Annotated in this window: 14 protein-coding genes; 11 read left to right on the forward strand and 3 right to left on the reverse strand. The window is 64.0% G+C overall.

The genetic code is table 11. From position 1 onward, the window contains the following. Position 1: 1 nt before the first annotated feature. Complete coding sequence (locus LW136_RS06420; protein WP_234174773.1) at positions 2-910, forward strand: CHAD domain-containing protein; 909 nt, start codon at positions 2-4, stop codon at positions 908-910. Positions 911-1,057: 147 nt separating this feature from the next. Here the strand turns inward: LW136_RS06420 and rapA are convergent, their stop codons facing one another. Next, positions 1,058-3,907: an RNA polymerase-associated protein RapA gene (gene rapA, locus LW136_RS06425; protein ID WP_234174774.1), complete on the reverse strand. Its 2,850-nt coding sequence runs from the start codon at positions 3,905-3,907 to the stop codon at positions 1,058-1,060. A 152-nt stretch (positions 3,908-4,059) separates the two neighbouring features. Here rapA and LW136_RS06430 point away from each other — a divergent pair, with 152 nt between their 5' ends. The 4 genes from LW136_RS06430 to ccoM all read left to right on the forward strand — a co-directional run bounded on the left by LW136_RS06430 (position 4,060) and on the right by ccoM (position 5,482). Continuing rightward, on the forward strand, positions 4,060-4,356 hold the full coding sequence (locus LW136_RS06430; protein ID WP_014821194.1) for a hypothetical protein: 297 nt from the start codon (positions 4,060-4,062) through the stop codon (positions 4,354-4,356). A 1-nt stretch (position 4,357) separates the two neighbouring features. Further along, positions 4,358-4,975: an alpha-ketoglutarate-dependent dioxygenase AlkB family protein gene (locus LW136_RS06435; RefSeq protein ID WP_234174775.1), complete on the forward strand. Its 618-nt coding sequence runs from the start codon at positions 4,358-4,360 to the stop codon at positions 4,973-4,975. Beyond that, a complete protein-coding gene (locus LW136_RS06440; RefSeq protein ID WP_162836510.1) occupies positions 4,972-5,133 on the forward strand; it encodes a hypothetical protein in 162 nt (53 codons plus the stop codon). Before LW136_RS06435 ends, LW136_RS06440 begins: the two co-directional genes overlap by 4 nt. Before the next feature lie 241 nt (positions 5,134-5,374). Then, positions 5,375-5,482 carry a cytochrome c oxidase subunit CcoM gene (ccoM, locus tag LW136_RS22805; protein ID WP_023444473.1) on the forward strand — a complete coding sequence of 36 codons (108 nt, stop codon included), beginning with the start codon at positions 5,375-5,377 and terminating at the stop codon, positions 5,480-5,482. A gap of 74 nt (positions 5,483-5,556) precedes the next feature. On the opposite strand, the gene pulA is transcribed toward ccoM, so the two are convergent. Together pulA and LW136_RS06450 are read right to left on the reverse strand one after the other, a co-directional pair. Next, positions 5,557-8,676 (reverse strand): pullulanase-type alpha-1,6-glucosidase, encoded by a 3,120-nt coding sequence (gene pulA, locus LW136_RS06445; protein WP_234174776.1) that lies wholly within the window; start codon positions 8,674-8,676, stop codon positions 5,557-5,559. Between the two features lie 235 nt (positions 8,677-8,911). After that, a complete protein-coding gene (locus tag LW136_RS06450) occupies positions 8,912-9,382 on the reverse strand; it encodes a MaoC family dehydratase (RefSeq protein ID WP_014821189.1) in 471 nt (156 codons plus the stop codon). Between the two features lie 278 nt (positions 9,383-9,660). On the opposite strand from LW136_RS06450, the gene fadD2 reads away from it, so the two are divergent. From fadD2 to hrpA, 6 genes are all read left to right on the forward strand, one after another. Beyond that, positions 9,661-11,349, forward strand: a complete 1,689-nt coding sequence (gene fadD2, locus LW136_RS06455; RefSeq protein ID WP_041013252.1) for a long-chain-fatty-acid--CoA ligase FadD2 — start codon at positions 9,661-9,663, stop codon at positions 11,347-11,349. 224 nt (positions 11,350-11,573) lie between these two features. Next, a complete protein-coding gene (gene fadD1 / locus LW136_RS06460) occupies positions 11,574-13,265 on the forward strand; it encodes a long-chain-fatty-acid--CoA ligase FadD1 (RefSeq protein ID WP_041013253.1) in 1,692 nt (563 codons plus the stop codon). A gap of 175 nt (positions 13,266-13,440) precedes the next feature. Beyond that, the gene (locus tag LW136_RS06465; RefSeq protein WP_041013254.1) at positions 13,441-15,126 is read left to right on the forward strand and encodes a methyl-accepting chemotaxis protein; all 1,686 of its coding nucleotides are present in this window, start codon (positions 13,441-13,443) and stop codon (positions 15,124-15,126) included. Between the two features lie 183 nt (positions 15,127-15,309). Then, positions 15,310-16,995 (forward strand): methyl-accepting chemotaxis protein, encoded by a 1,686-nt coding sequence (locus LW136_RS06470; RefSeq protein WP_041013255.1) that lies wholly within the window; start codon positions 15,310-15,312, stop codon positions 16,993-16,995. A 268-nt stretch (positions 16,996-17,263) separates the two neighbouring features. Next, positions 17,264-18,868, forward strand: a complete 1,605-nt coding sequence (locus LW136_RS06475; protein ID WP_041013256.1) for a M28 family metallopeptidase — start codon at positions 17,264-17,266, stop codon at positions 18,866-18,868. 115 nt (positions 18,869-18,983) lie between these two features. Beyond that, a complete protein-coding gene (hrpA, locus tag LW136_RS06480; RefSeq protein ID WP_041013257.1) occupies positions 18,984-23,072 on the forward strand; it encodes an ATP-dependent RNA helicase HrpA in 4,089 nt (1,362 codons plus the stop codon). Positions 23,073-23,101: the final 29 nt, after the last annotated feature.

Here is a 23,101-nt window from a genome sequence, read left to right on the forward strand (position 1 = left end):
AATGGCCTATCGAATACGCCCGGCGCGCAACGCTGCCAAAGAGGTGCGCAAGGCCGCGCTGGGGCGCATCAACAAGGCGATCCAGGCGCTCTGTGTCGAGCCGTCCGAGCGGGCCGAGGGCGTGCACCAGGCGCGCAAGCGCTTCAAGGAATTGCGCGCGCTGCTGCGGCTGGTGCGTGAACCGCTCGGTGCGCGTTTCAGCGTCGACAATCGTCGGCTGCGCGATGCCGGACGACGCCTGGCCGAGTCACGCGATGCCGCCGCGATGCTGGAAAGCTGGGACGCCCTGGCGCGCACCGATCAGCCACTGTTCGTCAGCGATGCGTTCCGCCAGATCCGCCTGCGCTTGCAGCAGCGCGCCGCGCCGGATGGTGAGGTGCATACCGGCTTCGACGTGGAAGTGACGCAGGTGCTGGGTGACCTGCGCGCACTGACTCGCGACGTGCAGCACTGGAAATTGCCGGGCAAAGGCTTCGGCTTGCTCGCCGCGGGCTTTCGGCGAACCTATGCCGACGGTGTGCGGGATCTCGCACGTGCGCAAAAGGCGGACTCGGATGAGTTGCTTCACGAATGGCGCAAGCGGGTGAAGGACCACTGGTATCACTGCCAGCTGCTGTCCCCGTGCTGGCCGGATGCGCTGGAAAGCCGTGCGGAACAGCTCAAGCAGGTCGCCGACGCGCTGGGCGATGACCATGACCTGGCGGTGATGACTGAGCTGATGCGGTGTGAGCCCGAGCTGTTCGGTACACCGGATACCCGTGAAGCGGTGCAGCGCTGTATCGAACAGCGGCGGGCGCAATTGCAACAGCGCGCGCTGCGCCTGGGCCGCCGCTTGTATGCCGAACCGCCAAAGGCGCTGGCGGAGCGGGTCGGGGCGTACTGGCGTATCGCACGTAAGGAATCGGAATAATAGGAGCACGCCTCGACGAGGCCGTTCTCGGGGAAGCGCGGACCGCCTCGTTCAGGTCGGGAACGAGGTGGTCCAACCGCTGGCGCGTTGACCTGAACGGATGGGCTGGACACCGCCTTCAGGACACACGGGCAAAGCGCTGCCGGCTCAGCCGGCGACCAGCACCCGTATTGCCTCCAATCGCAAGGCCGCCTTTTCCAGTGCTGCCAGGCCGTCTTCGCGCTGCTGACGCAGGGCTTCGATCTCGCTGTCGCGCACGCTCGGGTTGACCGCCTGCAGGGCTACCAGGCGCGCCAGTTCCTCGTCCAGGCCGGCCTTGAGCTTGCGTTGTGCTTCGGCAACGCGCTCGCTGTGACGCGGTGCAATCTTGGCCTCGGCGGCGGCGATCTGGGTTGCCAGCACATCGCGCTGAGCCTGGACAAACTTGTTGGCGCTGGCTCGCGGCACGCTTTCCAGCTGATCGTTGAGCGTATCGAAGGCCACCTTCGAGGCCAGGTCATTGCCGTTGCCGTCGAGCAGGCAGCGCAGCGCCAACGGCGGCAGGAAGCGGCTCAGTTGCAGCGCGCGCGGCGCCACCACTTCACTGACGAACAGCAACTCGAGCAGCACGGTACCCGGCTTGAGCGCCTTGTTCTTGATCAGCGCGACCGCGGTATTGCCCATGGATCCGGACAGCACCAGGTCCATGCCACCCTGCACCATGGGGTGTTCCCAGGTGAGGAACTGCATGTCTTCGCGGGCCAGGGCCTGTTCGCGGTCGTAGGTGATGGTCACGGCCTCGTCGTCGCCCAGCGGGAAGCTGGCATCCAGCATCTTTTCGCTGGGGCGCAATACCAGGGCGTTTTCCGAGTGGTCTTCGCTGTCGATGCCGAACGCATCGAACAGCTGCTCCATATAGATCGGCAGGGCGAACTGGTCGTCCTGCTCCTCGATGGCTTCGACCAGTGCCTTGCCTTGTTCGCCGCCGCCGGAATTGAGCTCCAGCAGGCGGTCGCGGCCGCTGTGAAGCTCCGCTTCCAGGCGCTCGCGCTCGGCGCGGGCCTCGTCGATCAGCAGCTGATAGGCGTCGTCGTCACCTTCTTCCAGCTGCCCCAGCAGACGCTGTCCGAAGCGGTGCTGCAGGGCGTTGCCGGTCGGGCAGGTGTTGAGGAAGGCGTTCAGTGCCTGGTGATACCACTTGAACAGGCGTTCCTGCGGGCTGGTTTCCAGGTACGGCACATGCAGCTGGATGGTGTGCTGCTGGCCGATGCGGTCGAGACGGCCGATGCGCTGCTCGAGAAGGTCCGGGTGCGCCGGCAGATCGAACAGCACCAGATGGTGGCTGAACTGGAAGTTACGGCCCTCACTGCCGATTTCCGAGCAGATCAGCACCTGCGCGCCAAACTCCTCGTCGGCGAAGTAGGCCGCGGCGCGGTCGCGCTCGAGGATGCTCATGCCCTCGTGGAACACAGTCGCCGGAATGCCGGAGCGCACGCGCAGCGCGTCTTCCAGATCCAGGGCGGTCTCGGCATGGGCGCAGATGACCAGCACCTTGTACTTCTTCAGCATCTTCAGCGTGTCGATCAGCCACTCGACACGCGGATCGAACTGCCACCAGCGGTTGCTCGCCTCGCCGTCGTCCTGCTGGCTCTGGAAGGCGACCTCCGGATACAGCTCGGCATGCTCCCCTAGCGGCAGTTCGAGGTATTCGGCCGGGCAGGGCAGCGGATAGGGATGCAGCTGGCGCTCCGGGAAACCCTGCACGGCGGCACGGGTGTTGCGGAACAGCAGACGGCCGGTGCCGTGACGGTCGAGCAGCTCGCGGATCAGCCGGCTGCTGGCCTCGATGTCGCCATCGGTGGCGGCGGCCAGCAGGGCTTCGCCCTCGGCGCCGAGGAAATCGTGGATAGTCTGGTGTGCCTGCTGTGAGAGACGGCCCTCGTCGAGCAGCTCCTGCACGGCTTCGGCCACCGGCTGGTAGCTGGAGCTTTCGGCGCGGAAGGCATCGAGGTCATGGAAACGATTCGGATCGAGCAGACGCAGACGGGCGAAGTGGCTGTCCAGACCGAGCTGTTCCGGAGTTGCAGTCAGCAGCAGCACGCCGGGGATCACTTCGGTCAGCTGTTCGACCAGCTTGTATTCGGCGCTGGCACCTTCCGGGTGCCAGACCAGATGGTGCGCTTCGTCCACCACCAGCACGTCCCAGCCGGCGGCAAAGGCAGCATCCTGGGCGCGTTCGTCTTCCTTAAGCCATTCCAGCGATACCAGTGCCAGCTGGGTGTCTTCGAACGGGTTGCTGGCATCGCTCTCGATGAAACGCTCGGCATCGAACAGTGCGACTTCCAGGTTGAAGCGGCGGCGCATCTCCACCAGCCACTGGTGCTGGAGGTTTTCCGGAACCAGGATCAGCACCCGGCTGGCGCGGCCTGAGAGCAACTGGCGATGGATGATCAGCCCGGCTTCGATGGTCTTGCCCAGGCCCACTTCGTCGGCCAGCAGTACGCGCGGGGCGATGCGGTCAGCGACTTCCTTGGCGATGTGCAGCTGGTGCGCGATGGGTTGCGCACGCACGCCACCGAGGCCCCACAGCGAGGACTGCAGCTGGGCGCTCTGGTGCTGCAGGGTGTGGTAGCGCAGGCTGAACCAGGCGAGCGGGTCGATCTGCCCGGCGAAGAGGCGGTCGCTGGCCAGACGGAACTGAATGAAGTTCGACAGCTGGGTTTCCGGCAGGGTGCGGGCTTCGTTCTGTGCGGTCAGGCCGTGGTAGACCAGCAGGCCGTCGACGTCGTCGACCTCGCGCACGGTCATCTTCCAGCCTTCGAAATGGGTGATCTCGTCACCGGGCACGAAGCGCACCCGCGTCAGTGGGGCGCTGCGTGTCGCGTACTGGCGCGTTTCTCCGGTCGCCGGATAGAGCACGGTGAGCATCCGTCCATCCTGGGTCAGGATGGTTCCGAGGCCGAGTTCTGCCTCGCTGTCGCTGATCCAGCGTTGCCCCGGTAGATACTGCTGCGCCATGCTGCCTCCCGCTGTGAAAAAGCCGGCTATCTTAACGGAACGTCGTCATCAGAGCGACGACCGATGGCGACTGTTCGACGCATGAAGTGTAGCGGTCCTGTTAAAGTTGGCCGGTGCCGCGGCCGATTCATCGGTAACGAGGGGTAACCAGCATGCTGCCACCCATCCCATCAGGCGTATTCCCGGTCAACGCCCAGCAGGACGTGGTCAAGCCGCGCCCGGAGATCGCACCGGTGGCACCCGTGCAGCCGAGTTCGGACGAAAGTGCGGTTACCCTCGACCGACGTCATCCGCAGGAGAGCGCCGAGATGCTGCGCGACGAGCAGCGGCGGCGTCAGCGCCGGGGTTATACCCCGGAGGAACTGGCGACCGGCGAGACTGATGAGCAGGACCAGGCCGAGCTCGAAGAGCTGCCGCGCCAGGGACTCTGGGTTGACGTCGAGGTCTGAGGTGTTCACGAACGACCCGAGCCACGCTTCATCGATCGAGTTGCCGGACGCCGCACTGGACTACTACCCGGAGTGGGTCGACAGCGAAACCGCCGATGCCTGGCTGAAGGAGCTCGTCAGCGCCACGCCCTGGTCGCAACCCGAAATCCGAATCTATGGCCGTCACGTTGCAGTACCACGCATGGTCGCCTGGTACGGCGACGCGGACGCCGGGTATCGCTATTCCGGCCTGCGACATGATCCGCTGGCCTGGACACCGCTGTTGCGCGACATCCGTGAGCGTCTGCAGCACGAGACCGGTCAGCGCTTCAACGGTGTGTTGCTCAACCTGTATCGCGACGGACGCGACGCCATGGGCTGGCACAGTGACGATGAGCCCGAGCTGGGCGACTGCCCCACTGTCGCTTCGCTGAGCTTGGGCGCTGAGCGGCGCTTCGATCTGCGGCGCAAGGGCAGTGGGCGGATTCAACACTCGCTCGTCCTCGCACATGGCTCGCTGCTGGCCATGAGGGGCACGACGCAGCATCATTGGCAACACCAGATCGCGCGGACCAGCAAGGTGCTGCAGCCGCGCCTCAACCTGACCTTCCGCCTGATCGAGACGAGGCCGAGCAAATGAGCAGCGACGATAAGTTGATCGACTTCAGTGCAGAGCGCGCAAAGCGCATTCACGACCTCAACGACAAGCGCCTCGAGGAGATGCGCAAGACCTTCGAGCAGGTCCTGCCGCTGGGCAAGGCGAAGAAGAAGGGCAAACGCTCTCCGAAGAAGCGTTAATCGCGCCCCCCTTCAACATTGCACAGATCGATTCGCTATTAGCCGCTCGGCTCTCACCACACTTCTGCTGCTGCCCTGCCGTTTTTCGCCTCAAACACCCCTGTTTTCTTGACCTGGATCAGTCGTTGCTCACGGCTGTGTGCGCTGCTTTGTGGCCATTGACCCGGGTCAATTTTTTTAGGGGGGAGCGGGTTTAACTTGAACCCATCGAATAGCGAATCAGGTTTCGGAGGTAGGTCTCATGTTTGTCGATGATGTGGTGCTCGCAGGGGTGGTCACGGTCGGCCTGATGGTCGCCTTCCTCGGAGGCTTCGGATATTTCATCTGGCGGGATGCGCACAAGAAGTAAGCGATTCCCGGCAGATTCAAAGAGCACGCAAGGCATTTAGGCGACCTATGGTCGCCTTTTTTTTTGCGCGCGATTTACCGGCGTGTCTGAGGTTGGACGAATACGATCGTCGTGAACGCCGGTACCTCGAACTCCCCACTGGTGACCTTGGCCTGGCGGCTGATCGGGTCGACCGAACCCTTCAGCACCGGGTGCAACTCGTAGCCGTCCGCGCCCGGCAGGCGAACCGGCCTGTCCGAGGCATTGATCACCACCATCAGCGAGCTGTAGCGGCGGTCCAGATCGCGGCCGTCACGCGGACCATCGGCCAGACTGAAGGCGATCACGCCGGGCTGCTGTTCGGGGCCAGTGTTGTGAAACTGTAGGCGCCGTTGCACCTCGCGGGCGCTGTCGAGCTGGAACAGTGCGCTGTCGCTACGGGTTTTCAGCAGCTCGAGGAAACGTCGTTTCGCCGCGACGATGTCGGTGGTGCCCGGTTTGGCCTGCGGGTCGACAATGATCCTGCGAATCAGCGGCCAGTTGTCGCCGTCCTTGTCCGCGCGCGGCAGGCCCTTGTTCCAGTTGTTGTCCTGGTAGCTGAAATCCACCGCGTTGAACCAGTCGCCCGAATCGTAGCTGTCGCGCTGCATGGACTTCGATCGCAGGATGTCCGAGCCGAGATGGATGAACGGCACGCCCTGGCTGAACAGCGGCACCGACAGCGCCACCATGTGCAGGCGCACCCTGTCGGCAACCGACAGGCTGCTGGCCAACTTGTACTGGTTGTTGTCCCACAGCGTCTGGTTGTCGTGCTTGGAGACGTAATTGACGGTTTCCTGCGGGTCCAGCGTATAGCCGGCGGGCTGGCCGTTGTAGTCGATCTCGCTACCTTTGCGCGTGCTGCCGTCGGCGGTCACGAATTGGAAGTCGCGTAGCCCGCCAGCAATGCCGACGCGGATCAAATCGGTGGCGTGCAGCAGTTGCGCTTTTTCCTGAGCCCCGGCGCCGCTCAGCTCGTTGGGTCGCAGATAGAGCCCGTTGGCGAAGCCCTGGTTGCGGCGAATGCTGTCGCCGCCGTCGAAGGGGCTGCCGCCACGGACTGCATCACGTTGCCGATCATTGAAGGTACCGACGCCGGTGCCGGCCATGTTCAGTTGATTGGCGTTGATACCGCGTGCGTTGCCGGCAACCTCGCCGAATTCCCAGCCTTCTCCGTAGAAATAGGTGTCGCGATCGATGCGGCGAACGGCGCGATACGCATCGACGATCTGCTCGCGCATATGGTGACCCATCAGGTCGAAGCGAAAGCCGGCGATCTTGTAGTCGCGGGCCCAGACCTTCAGCGAGTCGATCATCAGCTTCGCCATCATGCGATGTTCGCTGGCGGTGTTCTCGCAGCAGGTCGAGGTTTCCACCGCACCGGTAGTCGGGTTGCGGCGGTGGTAGTAGCCGGGTACGACCTTGTCCAGGACGGACTTGTCGGCCAGGCCGGAAGCGTTGGTGTGGTTGTAGACCACGTCCATCACCGTGGCGAGGCCATTGCCGGCCAAGGCCTGCACCATCTGGCGGAACTCGATGATGCGCTGCACGCCTTCGGCATCGCTGGCGTAGCTGCCCTCGGGCGCGGTGAAGTGGAAGGGGTCGTAGCCCCAGTTGAAGTCATCCAGGCCGCGCAGGTCGTTGTACAGCGATTGCGCCTGACCGCTGGCCGGGTCGAAGCCCTCTAGCACCTGACGGATGCTCGCTGCGCCACAGTACTGCGCCCAGCGCTCCCGGGCCGCATCCGACAGGTCGCAGAGCTTGGCGAAGGGGTCGTCCAGATTGATCCGCCGAGCGGGGTCTTCGTCGATGGTCGCGATGTCGAACACCGGCAGCAGCTGCACGTGGGTGAGCCCGGCCTTCTGCAGGTCGCGCAGGTGCCGCATGCCGTTGCTGTTCTGGTGGGTAAACGCTGCGTAGGTACCGCGCAGCGCGGCCGGCAGGCTGGCGTCGCTGGCGCTGAAGTCGCGCAGATGGGTTTCGTAGATCACGCTCGCTTCGGGGAGCTCCGGATGTGGCGGACGCGCGGCATCCCAGCCAGCTGGCTTGAGGTCGCCGGCGTTCAGGTCGACGACCTGGGCGTACTGGCTGTTGCGCGACAGGCTCAGGGCGTAGGGATCGCTGACGAGCGTCGTCTCGATCCTGCCGCTGCTTGGTCGGTAGGCGGTGACTTCGTACTGGTAGTACTGGCGATCCAGCGAGCGCGGGCCTTCCAGACTCCAGACGCCGAGCCGCTCCCGCATAGACTTCGGATAACCGGGCAGCAGCTGTTTGGCGGCATCGAATACGTGCAGGCGAACCCGCTGTGCGGTCGGTGCCCAGAGCTTGAAGGACACACCTCTGGCATCGAGCGTCGCGCCCAGCTCGCCGTTGTAGGCGAACAGCATGTCGAGGATGCCGGCGGTCTGCACTTCGGTGGCATCAATGACCCGGTCGTCCGCGTCATAGGCGATTACCACCAGCTGGCTCGTCACGGCGCGGCGCAGGTCATGTGCGCCGGCCGTGATCCGGTACGCCGGGGCTTCGGCCAGATGCGGGTGCCGGCGCCTGAGGCCATTGCGCAGGCTGGACGGCTGCATCGCCAGGGCCTGCCCGCCGTTGACGGTTCGCGCCTCGCTGTCGATGCGGATGCTGGCGTCGCTGGCATAGCGCAGTTCCAAGCGGCTGGCGCCCGGCGCACCGCCCACCAGAGCGAGCGTGAACGGATCGAGCCAGTGCGCCCGCGCGCCCTTGATCGCCACGGCGCTGCCGTTCAGCGGCGTGCTGGACAGCTGTGGGTTGCCGCTGACCGTGAAGACACGACGGCCCAGTTCGTCGAAGCGCCAGGCCAGGTCGCCACCGCCCAAGTCCTTTTCGTCGCCCTTGTGCATGATCAGATTCAGGCAGCTGGCATTGGCGCTCAGTGGAATGCGGTACAAGGCGCCGTACCGCGGGTCGGTATCCACCGCCGCGAGCGGTTGCGCCCAGCTGGTTTCAGTCGCACTTCCGCTGCAGTCGGTGGTGTTCCACAGGTGCGGACCCCAACCGTTGTAGTCACCATCGGCGCGCTGATAGTAGAGCAGGGCCTCGTCGGGGCCAGGGTCGAGCGGGGTAGCCGAAGCGGATTGCATGGCCAGCGAGAAGCCGGCAAGGGCGAGCGCCGCCAGGCGCCGATAAGCGATCGAGCGAATGAGCATGGGTGAGGGTCCCGTTGTTGTTCTTCTTGTACTGCTCGCTGGATGGTCGGCGTGGGGTATCCGATACGCATCCTCCGTTGGGGAACTGCTCGGGGCGTAGGCCAAGGCCGTAATGGCGTTCTGCTTGTCGCCCGTGCCGGGCAGGCGGAGGGGTTGCGGGAAATGAAGAGGGCGCCAATCAGGCGCCCTCGGTTTGCCCCGTCCATGAACGGCGAGGCGATGAACGTAGGGATGCTCAACCGATGGTGATCGGCGGCAGCTCCTTCAGTTCTACGGTCTCCTGCTTGCGTGGCGCGAGCACTTCCGCCTCGCCATCGACCACCTGCTCATCGTTCTGGTTGAACACGCGGGTGGCGATGCGCACGCGGTTCTTCGGCAGCTTCTCGAGGATTTCCAGGCGCACGGTCAGGGTGTCACCGATCTTCACCGGACGGGTGAATTTCATGGTCTGGCCGAGATAGATGGTGCCCGGGCCCGGCATGGTGCAGGCCACGGCGGCGCTGATCAGCGCGCCACTGAACATGCCATGGGCGATGCGCTCCTTGAACAGCGTACCGGCCGCGAACTCGGCATCCAGGTGGACCGGGTTGCGATCGCCGGACATGGCCGCGAACAGCTGGATGTCCTTTTCCTCTACGTGTTTTTCGAAGCTCGCCTGCTGGCCGACTTCCAGTTCGGCGTAGGGCGTGTTGCTGATGGTGCTCATGGACAGTCCTCAGATGCTGGGGCGGGGCGCGTCAACTGCTGCGCCTGATCGAATCAGGTTCCGCGCAACCGGCACAGCCCGGTACTTGCGCGCTGGGGCTGCATTCTAGATGCATGCAGCACGATTGTCCCGGGTGCAGGCCGTCCCGGCAGCGTGACGAAAGATTCACGGCAGTGATTTGTGGGGCTTGGACTGTTGCGTCGCGACGCTGACCTGATAAGTTCGCCAGAGCCCGCTGTGCGCGGGCCAGACACTCTCAGGTAAAGAGGCCAATAACAATGCAGCCTGAATTCTGGAATGACAAACGCCCTGCTGGCGTGCCCAACGACATCGATCTAGGTGCTTACCGCTCGGTCGTCGAAGTGTTCGAGCGAGCCTGCAAGACCCACGCGGACCGCCCCGCATTCAGCAATATGGGTGTCACCCTCAGCTACTCCGATCTGGAGCGCCACTCCGCCGCTTTCGCCGCCTGGCTGCAGCACCACACAGATCTGCAACCCGGCGACCGCATCGCCATTCAGATGCCCAACCTGCTGCAGTATCCCATCGCGGTGTTCGGTGCGCTGCGTGCCGGCCTCATCGTGGTCAATACCAACCCGCTGTACACCGCGCGGGAGATGCGCCACCAGTTCCAGGATTCCGGCGCGCGGGCGCTGGTGTATCTCAATACCTTCGGCCACCACGTGCAGGAGGTGCTGCCCGATACCGCCATCGAGCACCTGATCGAAGTGCGCATCGGCGACATGTTGCCGCCGCTCAAGGGCGCGCTGGTCAACGCGGCGGTCAAGCACCTGAAGAAAATGGTGCCGGATTACAGCCTGCCGCAAGCCGTTTCCTTCAAGGATGTGCTGCGCGACGGCGCACGCCACAGCCACAAGCCCGCGCCGCTGGAACTCGACCACGTTGCCGTGCTGCAGTACACCGGCGGTACGACCGGTGTGGCCAAGGGCGCGATGCTGACCCACGGCAACCTGGTGGCGAACATGCAGCAGGTGCGGGCCAACATGCAGCAGCTGGACGATCAGGGCCACCCGGTCATCCGTGAAGGTCAGGAAGTGATGATCGCGCCGCTGCCGCTGTATCACATCTACGCCTTCACGGTTAACTGCATGTGCATGACGGTGACCGGCAACCACAACGTGCTGATCACCAACCCGCGGGACATCAATGGCTTCGTCAAGGAACTGCAGCGCTGGCAGTTCTCCGCATTCCTCGGGCTCAACACGCTGTTTGTCGCGCTGATGGCTCACCCGCAGTTCAAGAAGATCGACTTCTCCCGGCTCAAAGGCACCAACTCGGGCGGCACTGCCCTGGTTTCGGCAGTCGCCGAACGCTGGAAGAGCCTGACCGGCTGCACCGTTGTCGAAGGCTACGGCCTGACCGAAACCTCGCCGGTCGTCTGCGCCAATCCTCATGGCGAACATTCGCGCCTCGGCACGGTGGGGCTGCCGGTGCCCGGTACCACGGTCAAGGTAATCGACGACGAAGGCAACGCCTTGCCGCTCGGCGAGCGCGGCGAGCTGTGCGTCAAGGGGCCGCAAGTGATGAAGGGCTACTGGCAGCGTCCCGAAGCTACGGCCGAGGTGCTGGACGAGGAGGGCTGGCTGAAGACCGGCGACATCGCGGTGATCGACGAGGACGGGTTCGTCAGCATCGTCGACCGCAAGAAGGACCTGATCATCGTCTCCGGTTTCAACGTCTACCCCAACGAGATCGAGGACGTGGTGATGGCCCACCCGAAGGTCGCCGCCTGCGCCGCTATCGGTGTCGCGGACGAGAAATCCGGCGAGGCGGTCAAGCTGTTCGTCGTGCCCAGCGATCCGACTCTCACCCAGGAAGAACTGCAGGCTTATTGCCGGGAGAATTTCACCGGCTACAAGATGCCGCGGCACTACGTTTTCCGCGATGCATTACCGATGACGCCGGTGGGCAAGATCCTGCGCCGCGAGTTGCGTGAAAGCGCCTGATAGCGACAGGCGCAGCCCGCAGAGGGCGGCTCAAATTGAGTGACCGGGATATATGTTCCGGTCACTTTATGTCGAATCAACGCGTTCCGGACTCTGTTCGCTCCTGGGCAAAGCTGCTAACCTCGGGCACGCTTTTAGCCCGATTAGTGGTACAAAAGTTAACAAATCACAACAAAACAGCTGCCATCGCGCAGTAATAAAGCTGTTGCTTAGGAGTGGGGTTCATGACCGATAACTTCTGGAAGGATAAGTATCCTGTTGGTGTCTCCAGCGAGATCAATCCCGACGAGTATCAGAACATCCAGGCTGTGCTCAAGCAGTCTTGCGAGCGTTTCGCCGACAAGCCGGCCTTCAGCAATCTCGGCAAGACCCTGACCTATGGTGAGCTGTACAAGCTGTCCGGCGATTTCGCCGCCTATCTGCAGCAGAACACCGATCTTCAGCCCGGCGACCGCATCGCCGTGCAGCTGCCCAACCTGATCCAGTACCCCATCGTGGTGTTCGGGGCCATGCGCGCCGGCCTCATCGTGGTCAACACCAACCCGCTGTATACCGCGCGGGAAATGGAACACCAGTTCAACGACGCCGGCGCCAAGGCGCTGGTCTGCCTCGCCAACATGGCGCATCTGGCCGAGGAAGTGCTGCCCAAGACCGGCATCAAGCACGTGGTCATCACCGAAGTCGCCGACATGCTGCCGCCGCTCAAGCGCATGCTGATCAACGCGGTGGTCAAGCATGTGAAGAAGATGGTCCCGGCCTACAGCCTGCCGAAGGCGGTCAAGCTCAACGACGCGCTGGCCCTGGGCCGTGGCAAGGCAGTGCGGGACGTATCGCCGAGCAGCGATGAAGTCGCCGTGCTGCAGTACACCGGCGGTACCACCGGCGTCGCCAAGGGCGCGATGCTGACCCACCGCAATATTGTCGCCAACATGCTGCAGTGCAAGGCGCTGATGGGGTCGAACCTCAATGACGGCAGCGAGGTGCTGATCGCCCCTCTGCCGCTTTACCACATCTACGCCTTCACCTTTCACTGCATGGCGATGATGCTCAGCGGCAACCACAACATCCTGATCTCCAATCCGCGCGACCTGCCGGCGATGATCAAGGACCTGTCGAAGTATCGCTTCAGCGGCTTCGTCGGCCTCAACACGCTGTTCGTGGCGCTGTGCAACAGCGAAGACTTCCGCAAGCTAGATTTCTCCGCGCTCAAGGTCACCCTGTCGGGCGGCATGGCGCTGCAGCTGGCGACGGCCGAGCGCTGGAAGCAGGTGACGGGTTGCCCCATCTGCGAAGGCTACGGCCTGACCGAAACCAGCCCGGTGGCCTCGGTCAATCCGATCGAGCACATCCAGATCGGCACCATCGGCATTCCGGTTCCTTCGACGCAGTTCAAGGTCATCAATGACGATGGCCAGGATCTGGCGCAAGGCGAGATCGGCGAGCTGTGCATCAAGGGCCCGCAGGTGATGAAGGGTTACTGGCAGCGCCCCGAGGCCACTGCCGAAGTGATCGACGCCGAAGGTTGGTTCAAGTCGGGCGATATCGGTGTCGTTCAGGAAGACGGCTACATCCGCATCGTCGACCGCAAGAAGGACATGATTCTGGTCTCCGGTTTCAACGTCTATCCCAACGAGCTGGAAGACGTGCTCGCCGGTCTGCCAGGGGTGCTGCAATGCGCCGCCATTGGCGTGCCGGACGAGAAGTCCGGTGAGGCGATCAAGCTGTTCGTGGTGGTCAAGCCGGGGGAGAGCCTGACCAAGGAACAGGTCATGCAGCACATGCACGATAACCTGACCGGCTACAAGCGCCCGAAGTCAGTGGAGTTCCGCGACAGTCTGCCGACCACCAACGTTGGCAAGATCCTGCGCCGTGAGTTGCGTGATGAAGAGTTGCGCAAGCTGGGCCACAAGAAGTAGGTACTCGTACCTCGACGAAAAAACCCCGCCTCGGCGGGGTTTTTTCGTTTTTGCGAACAGCGTTCATCGGCAGCGCCCGTCACAGCTTGAATTAGCGCTTGGTAGCGTTCTCCTCGTTATGTAGTCGGTGGCACAATGGCACTACTTAACCGCGTTTTTCATGGGGGATTTCCAGATGCTGTCATCACTACGATTGCGAGTGAAGCTGCTCTTGCTTGCCCTTGGCCCGATTCTGCTGCTCGCTGTCCTGCTCAGCGGCGTTGCGGTGATCGAGCTGCAGGATCTGGCTGACCAGCAGGAAACGCAGACCCGCGCCAGTCTCATCCGTGACCGACGCGCCGAACTCGAAAGTTACGTGCAGCTCGCCCGCAATGCGATTGCGCCGATCTATGAGCGCTCCGCCGAAGGCGACCTGCAGGCCCGCGATCAGGCCGTGGCGCTGCTGGAAGGGCTGACCTACGGCCGCGAGGGCTACTTCTGGGGTTACGACGGGCAGTCCGTTCGCGTGTTCCAGGGCGCTACCCGCGAGCGTATCGGTGAGAACTTTGCCGACTTCAAGGACCCGAATGGCGTGTATGCGATTCGTGAACTGGTCAAGGCGGGTCAGAACAGTAGCCACTACGTCGACTACAGTTTCGCCGTGCCGGGCAGCAATGCACTGGTGCCCAAGGTCGGCTATGCCGAGTACCTGCCGAAATGGAACCTGGTATTCGGCACTTCGCTGAACCTGGATGACGTCGAGCGCGATGTCGGTGAGGCTCGGGCAGCCTTCCAGGCGCGCATCGACAGTCTCACGCTGATCATGCTTGGGTCCGCGCTGCTGCTGCTCATCCTCGTTGCCGTGCTCGCGGTGCTGATGAGCAATGCCATTCTGCGGCCGCTGCTGCAGATCAAGCAGAACCTCGACGACATGGCCGAGGGCGATGGCGACCTGACTCATCGCCTGCCGGTTACCAGCCGTGACGAGCTGGGTGAGCTGTCGGCATCGTTCAACCGCTTCGTCGAGAAGATCCACGTGCTGGTGCAACAGGTCGCCGGAACCACCGCGAAGCTGACCGGCCTGGTGGGTGAAGTCGCCAGCCAGGCGCAGCGTTCGGAGCACGCCATGGCCGATCAGCGCAGCGAAACCGACCAGGTGGCCACGGCAATCAACGAGATGTCGGCCGCTGCCCACGAAGTGGCGATGAGCGCCCAGCGTGCCGCCGAGGCCGCGCGCGAAACCGATCAGCAGGGCCTTGCGGCCAAGCAGGTCGTAGACCAGAGCATTCACCAGATTCACGAACTGGTGGGCGAGCTGCGCGGCAGCGGCGAGTCGCTGGAGGGGCTGCAACAGGACGTGAAAGGCATCGTCGGTGTGCTCGACGTGATTCGTGCCATTGCCGAGCAGACCAACCTGCTGGCGCTCAATGCCGCCATCGAGGCAGCCCGTGCCGGCGAGGCGGGGCGTGGCTTCGCGGTGGTGGCTGACGAGGTAAGGGCGCTGGCCAGCCGCACGCAGCAGAGCACCGGCGAGATTCAGGGCATGATCGATCGCCTGCAGAACGCAACTTCGAACACCGTCAGCACCATGCTGCGCGCCGGTGAGAAAGGCGAGAGCACTCGTGATCACGCCAATCAGGCCGGGGAGTCGCTGGATGCCATCTCCGCACTGATCGGCACCATCAATTCGATGAACGCGCAGATCGCCGCCGCAGCCGAAGAGCAGACCGCCGTGGCCGAGGAAATCAACCGCAGCGTGCACCATATCGCCGACGCGGTGGACGGTGTGGCCAGCGATGCCGCCCAGGGCGCGCAAACCGCACGTGAACTCAATGGTCTGGCGGAACAGCTCCAGCGGCTGGTGGGACAGTTCCGCATCTGATCGACAAGTCGCTCTAGAACGGGCCATCACGAAACCCTGCCAGGCAGGGTTTCGTCGTTCATGGGGTAAAGAAAGATCCCGCCAGGTCGACAACCCGAAGGTACTTGCGCAATTGGTGCTTAAGTGGCGCCTGTTTTTTGTCGCAATTTCTCTTGCTACAAGTACCTAAAGGAATCGATCAGAATGCTCTCCAATCTTCGTTTACGAATGAAGCTGCTGTTGCTCACGCTGGGCCCGATTCTACTGCTCTCCATCCTCCTCAGCGGCATCGCCGTCTATGAATTGCGCGCACTGGCCGAACAGCAGGAAGAGCACACCCGCAAGAGCCTCATTCAGGATCGGCGTGCCGAGCTCAAGCATTACGTCGAGCTTGCGCGCAATGCCATCGGGCCGATCCATGAGCGCTCCGCCGAAGGCGACATGCAGGCGCGCGATCAGGCGGTGACCATTCTCGAGCGAATGTCCTATGGCAAAGACGGCTATTTCTGGGGCTATGACTCCAAGGCCGTGCGCATCCTGCAGGGCAACACCAAGGACAAGATCGGCCAGAGCTTCTACGACTACCGTGACCCGAACGGTGTCTACGCCATTCGCGAGCTGGTGCGCGCCGGCCAGGACGGCAGCCACTACGTCGACTACAGCTTTGTGCTGGGTGACAGCAGTGTGCTGGTGCCCAAGGTCGGCTATGCCGAATTCCTGCCCAAATGGAACATGGTCTTCGGCACATCGTTGAACCTGGATGGCGTCGAGCGCGACGTGCAAGCCGCGCGGGCAGAGTTTCAGGAGCGCATCGACGGGCTGGTAGCCATCATGCTGGTTTCGGCGTTCGCGCTGCTGGCGTTGATGGCGCTGCTAGCCGTCTTCATGAGCAATGCCCTGCTCAGTCCGCTGCTGCTGATCAAGCGCAACCTGGATGACATGGCCCAGGGCGACGGCGACCTGACCCAGCGGCTACCGATCACCAGCCAGGATGAACTGGGTGAGCTGGCCATGTCGTTCAACCGCTTCGTCGAGAAGATCCATTCACTGGTACAGCAGGTCGCCGGCACCACCACGCAATTGAGCGGGCTGGTCGGTGCGGTGGCCAGCCAGGCGCAGCGCTCGGAACAGGCCATGGCCGACCAGCGCAGCGAGACCGATCAGGTCGCCACGGCGATCAACGAGATGTCGGCCGCGGCCCACGAGGTCGCGATGAGCGCCCAGCGTGCCGCCGAAGCGGCGCAGCAGACCGATCAGCAGGGCGTTGCGGCCAAGCAGGTAGTCGATCAGAGCATCCGCCACATTCACGAACTGGTGGGCGAGCTGCGTGGTAGCGGTGAGTCGCTGGAAGGGCTGCAGCAGGACGTGAAAGGCATCGTTGGTGTGCTTGACGTGATCCGCGCCATCGCCGAGCAGACCAACCTGCTGGCGCTCAATGCGGCCATCGAGGCAGCCCGTGCCGGTGAGGCAGGTCGCGGTTTCGCCGTGGTCGCCGACGAAGTACGTGCCCTTGCCAGCCGTACCCAGCAGAGCACCGGTGAAATCCAGGGCATGATCGACCGTCTGCAGAGCGCCACTTCCAACACCGTCGCCACCATGTTGCGCGCTGGCGAGAAAGGCGAGAGCACCCGTGACCAGGCCAACCAGGCCGGTGAGTCACTGGATGCCATCTCCGCACTGATCGGCACCATCAACTCGATGAACGCGCAGATCGCCGCCGCAGCCGAGGAGCAGACCGCCGTCGCGGAAGAGATCAACCGCAGCGTGCACCACATTGCCGATGCGGTGGACGGTGTGGCCAGCGACGCCGCTCAGGGAGCCCAGACCTCCCGCGAACTGAATGGACTGACCGTGCAACTGCAGCAGCTGGTCGGTCAGTTCCGAATCTGATTCGACGTTCTCCGGCGGCAGGTGCAACGCCTGTCGCCGTTGCTGAACGGCGCTGTTTCCAGCGCCGCTCCGCCAGAAGTCACTAAAGCGCCTCGATGAAGTTCCCTGCAACCCGATCAACGGTGCTACCGGCGGGCGGCTGTCTCAGAACCGAGACGGCGGCCGTTCGGTCTAGCTCCCTATGGCCGCGTCCGCTGAAAGCAGTAGGGGACGATGGCGCAAGCCACAGGCGGCCTGCCCATCAATCCGTTGCAAGGATGAGTTACCCATGCACAAAAAAAACAATGCTGTTCGGGTAGTTGCTTCTCTCGCATTACTTACCGGCAGTGTCGCGTTTGCGGCGCCGCAGGTAGACACCCCGCAATTCAACGACTTCTGGACGCCGGACAAGCCCAACGCGGCGTTGTGCCGTTCGCCCTTGCTGGTCGGCACTCCGGTCGGTTTGCCGCGCTGCATGCAGGCGAGCAACGTCATGAAGCACCTGGAGGCGTTGCAGGACATCGCCATGATGAACGACGGCAATCGTGCGTCCGGTCAGCCCGGTTATCAGGCGTCGATCGACTACGTGCGCAGCCGCCTGCAGCGCGCCGGTTATCGCGTCGAAGTGCAGGCCTTCCCGTTCCTCGCCTTCTATCCCGTCAGCCCCGGCACGCTGAGCGCCGTGGCGCCGCAGCCGGCCCAGTACGTCTGGGAGGAGGATTTCACCTACGCCGATCAGACCGATCCGGGCAGCGTCACCGCGCCGGTAGTGCCGGTCGACCTGGCTCTCGGCGCTGGCAACACTTCCACCAGCGGCTGTGAGCCCGAGGACTTCGCCGGTTTCCCGGCCGGTGCCATCGCCTTGATGCAGCGCGGCACCTGTCCGTTCGGGCAGAAGGCGAGCAATGCCGCGGCGGCCGGTGCGGCTGGCGCCATCATCTTCAACCAGGGGGACACCGAGGACCGCAAGGGGCTGCTGGTCGCAACCCTGGGCGAGGACTACAGCGGCGGCATCCCGGTGATGTTCTCGACCTACGATAACGGCGTGGCCTGGTCGCAGACCGCGGGGCTGCAACTGAGCATGAACGTCGACGTGGTGCGCGAGCAGACCGAGACCTACAACCTGCTGGCCGAAACGCGTCGCGGCGATCCGGGCAACGTGGTCATGGTCGGCGCGCACCTGGACTCGGTGTTCGAAGGGGCGGGCATCAACGACAACGGCTCGGGCAGCGCCGCGCTGCTGGAAATGGCGCTGCTGATGAGCAAGGCGCGGCCGGAAAACAAGGTGCGCTTTGCCTGGTGGGGCGCGGAGGAGTCCGGCCTGGTGGGCTCGACCTACTACGTCACGCAGCTACCGGACGAGGAGAAACAGCGCATCAAGGCCTATCTGAACGTCGACATGATCGGTTCGCCGAACTATGCCAACTTCATCTATGACGGCGATGGCTCCGACTTCGGCCTGCAGGGGCCACCAGGCTCGGCTGCCATCGAACGCCTGCTGCGCACCTACTTCCAGCTGCGCAATGCGCCGTCTGAAGGCACCGAGATCGACTTCCGCTCCGACTACGCACAGTTCTTCGAGGACGGCATTGCCTTCGGCGGTCTGTTCACCGGTGCCGAGGACATCAAGACCGAGGAGCAGGCGCAGCGCTACGGCGGCGCAGCCGGCCAGCCGTTCGATCCGTGCTATCACAACGAATGCGACAACCTTGGCAACATCTCCACCGAGGCGCTGGAGTTGCACGGTGACGCGCTGGCCTTCGCCACCAGCTGGCTGTCGCTGTCGACCCGGATGATCGATGACGAGATCGCCGCGGCGGCTGAGCAGAGAATCGGCAGCATGCGCATCCAGCAGGTGCAGGAGAAGTCGCGCTGGGGTCACTGGATCCGTTGATCGGCTGAACACCGCGCCGGCATGCCGGCGCGGTCCCTGCACACACCCTTTCCCTTCGGCCGGCCGGGCAAATCTGCGACAATCGCGCCCTTCTCGAATTGCCCCACGGCTGTCCATGACCGACGCAACGCCCGCTATCGATACCCTGCTGAAGAATCTCGACCAGGCCCTGTTCGCTGATCGCCACCGCCTGCGCCGGCAGCTGCACGAGCTGAGAAAGCAGCCGGACGAGGCCAAACTGGCCCAGTGGCTGGAGCGTTTTCAGGCATCCGCCGCCAAGGTCGAGGCGCGCAGGCAGAGCGTGCCGCGCATTCGCTACGACGATAGCCTGCCAATCGCCGCCAAGCGCGACGAGATCAAGGCCGCGCTGGAAAAGCATCAGGTGCTGGTAATTGCCGGTGAGACCGGCTCCGGCAAGACCACCCAGCTACCGAAGATCTGCCTGGAGATCGGCCGTGGCGTGCACGGGCTGATCGGCCATACTCAGCCGCGCCGGCTTGCGGCACGCAGCGTCGCCACTCGCGTGGCCGAGGAAATCGGCACGCCACTGGGTGAGCTGGTGGGTTATCAGGTGCGTTTCGAGGATCAGAGCAAGGACAGCTCGCTGATCAAGCTGATGACCGATGGCATCCTGCTGGCCGAGACGCAGCACGACCGCTTCCTCGAGCGTTACGACACCATCATCGTCGACGAGGCCCACGAGCGTTCGCTGAACATCGACTTCCTGCTCGGTTTTCTCAAGACCCTGCTGCCGCGGCGGCCGGATCTGAAGGTCATCATCACTTCGGCGACCATCGACCTGCAGCGCTTTTCGGAGCATTTCGACGGTGCGCCCATCGTCGAGGTCTCCGGGCGTACCTACCCGGTGGAGACCTGGTATCGGCCACTGGCGGCCGAGATCGACGAGGACGGCAACCGGGTGGAGGACGACCTGACCGTCGACCAGGGCATCCTCGCCGCGCTGGACGAGATCGCCGCCCACGAGCAGAGCGTCGGCAAGCGCCCCGGCGATGTGCTGGTGTTCCTGCCCGGTGAACGCGAGATTCGCGACGCGGCCGAGGTGCTGCGCAAGGCCAATCTGAAGTTCACCGAGGTGCTGCCGCTGTACGCGCGGCTGACGCCGGCCGAGCAGCAGAAGATCTTCCAGCCGCGACCGGGGCGCAAGATCGTGCTGGCCACCAACGTCGCCGAGACCTCGCTGACCGTGCCCGGTATCCGCTACGTGATCGATTCCGGTACCGCGCGCATCAGCCGCTACAGCTACCGCGCCAAGGTTCAGCGGCTGCCGATCGAGGCGGTGTCCCAGGCCAGCGCCAACCAGCGCAAGGGGCGCTGCGGGCGGGTCGAGCCGGGTATCTGCATTCGGCTTTACAGCGAGGAAGACTTCCTCGGCCGGCCGGAATTCACCGATCCGGAGATCCTGCGCACCAACCTCGCCGCGGTGATCCTGCAGATGCTGCATCTGCGCCTGGGCGACATTCAGGATTTCCCCTTTATCGAGTCGCCGGATGGCAAGGCCATCAGCGACGGCTTCAACCTGTTGCAGGAGCTCTCGGCGGTCAATCGCGAGAACCAGCTGACCCCGCTGGGCCGCCAGCTGGCGCGCCTGCCGATCGACCCGCGACTGGGTCGCATGCTTCTCGAAGCCGCACAGCAGGGCAGCCTGGCCGAGGTGCTTATTGTCGCCAGCGCACTCTCGGTGCAGGACGTGCGCGAACGTCCGGCCGACCGCCAGCAGGCCGCCGATCAGGCCCATGCGCAGTGGAAGGACCCCGACTCGGACTTCGCCGCGCTGATCAATATCTGGCGCGGTTTTGAGGAAAAGCGCCAGGAGCTGGGCTCCAACCCACTACGCACCTGGTGCCGGAAGAACTTCCTCAACTATCTGCGTCTGCGTGAATGGCGCGACGCGCATCGCCAGCTGACGCTTATTGCCCGTGAACTCAAGCTTGGCGCTCCCGCGGAGAATCGCGGTCAAGACCGCTCCCACAAGGGCGGCGATACCCGTGGGAGTGGTCTCGACCGCGAAAAGAACACTGCGGAGCGAGCACCGGAACACGCCGGCGCTCCCGCACCGACCACCGACACCAAGGTCAACGTCATCCTACGCCAGCAGGCCGAAGCCAGCGAGGCGGCGCAGAAGGCCAAGAGCTACGCGGCCGTACACAAGGCGATCCTCGCCGGCCTGCTCAGCCAGATCGGCAACAAGACCGAGGAGGGCGACTTCCTCGGCGCGCGCCAGCGGCGCTTCTGGGTGCATCCCTCCAGCGTGATCGGGCGCAAGAAGCCCAACTGGCTGATGGCCGCCGAGCTGGTGGAAACCACCAAGCTGTTCGCGCGCATGGTCGCCAAGATCGAGCCCGACTGGATCGAGCCACTGGCCGGCCACCTGATCAAGAAGAACCACTTCGAGCCGCACTGGGAGAAGAAGCGCGGACAGGTGGTGGCCTACGAACAGGTAACGCTCTACGGCATGATCGTCGTTGGCCGTCGGCCCGTGCATTACGGCCCCATCGATCCGCCCGCTGCCCGCGAGCTGTTCATCCGCGAAGGGCTGGTACGCGGCGAGATGCACAGCCGTGCGCGAGCGCTCAGCGCCAATCGCGAGCTGCTCGAGCGCCTCGACGAGCTGGAAGCCAAGGCACGCCGCCGCGACATCCTCGCCGATGAGGAAACCCTGTTCGACTACTACGCTGCGCGGCTGCCGGCGGACATCTACCAGACCGCCAGTTTCGAGAACTGGTACAAGCGCGAAAGCGCGAAAGACCCGCAGCTGCTGATCATGCGCGAGGAAGACGTGCTCGCCCGCGAGGCCAGCGAAGTCACCGCTGCGCAGTACCCGGATTACCTGCGCATCGGCGAGCTGCAGTTGCCGCTGGAATACCATTTCGAGCCCAACCACCCGCGCGATGGCGTGACCTTGCGCGTGCCGGCGCCGCTGTTGCCGCAATTGCGCAGCGAGCGGCTCGACTGGCTGGTACCGGGGCTGCTGGAAACGAAGGCGGTGGCGCTGGTGCGCAACCTGCCCAAGGCACTGCGCAAGAACTTCGTGCCGGTGCCGGATTTCGTCGGCGCCGCGCTGGCCAAGATCACCTTCGGTGAAGGCGCGCTGCCGGAGGCGCTGGGCCGTGAACTGCTGCGCATGACTGGTGCACGCGTATCGGACGACGCCTGGGCCGAGGCGGCAGCCGGTCTGGAAAGCCATCTGAAGATGAACATCGAGGTGGTCGACGCCCGCGGCAAGTTCCTCGGTGAGGGGCGTGATCTGGCTGAGCTCACCGCGCGCTTCGCCGAGGCCAGCCAGGCCGCCCTGGCGCCGCAGCAGCAGAAGGCCGAACAGAAGCCGGTCGAAGCCAAGGGTTTTGCCCAGGTCGCAGAAAAGGCCCAGGCGAAGATGGCCGGGCTGTCGATGACCGTCTACCCGGCGCTGGTGGAAGAGGCAGGGGTGGTCAAGGAAGGCCGTTTCCCGACCCAGGCCGAGGCCGAGTGGCAACATCGTCGCGCGCTGCAGCGCCTGTTGTTGCAGCAGCTGGCGGAGCCGGCCAAGTACCTGCGCAACAAGCTGCCGGGGCTCACCGAACTGGGCCTGCTCTACCGTGACATGGGCAAGGTCGATGCGTTGGTCGAGGACATCCTGCTGGCCAGCCTCGACAGCTGCATCCTCGACGGCGAAGCCCAGCTACCGCGTGACGGCGCCGCACTGGCGTCCCTGGCCGAGCGCAAGCGCGGCGACTGGACCGCGCATGCCGAACGCCTGGCGCGCCTGACGCTGGAAATACTCAAGCACTGGCACGGCCTGCAGAAGCGCTTCAAGGGCAAGATCGACCTGGCCCAGGCGGTGGCGCTCAACGACATCAAGGCGCAGCTGGGCAACCTGGTCTATCCGGGCTTTGTTCGCGAAACGCCTGCCGAGTGGCTGAAGGAGTACCCGCGCTACCTCAAGGCCATCGAGCAACGCTTCGAGAAGATCGGTGCGCAGCTGCAGCGTGATCGCGTCTGGTCCGGCGAACTGGCCGGCTACTGGGAGCAGTACCAGACACGCCTGAAGAAGCACTTGCAGGAAGGCAAGCGCGATGCCGAGCTGGCACTGTATCGCTGGATGCTCGAGGAATATCGCGTCTCGCTCTGGGCACAGCAGCTTGGCACCAGGATGGCGGTTTCGGACAAGCGCCTGAACAAGCAGTGGAGCCAGGTCGAGCCCTGAGGTCGGGGCTGGCACGAATCGTCAATCGC

This window comes from Stutzerimonas kunmingensis, assembly GCF_021432085.1.
Taxonomy (GTDB): Bacteria; Pseudomonadota; Gammaproteobacteria; order Pseudomonadales; family Pseudomonadaceae; genus Stutzerimonas.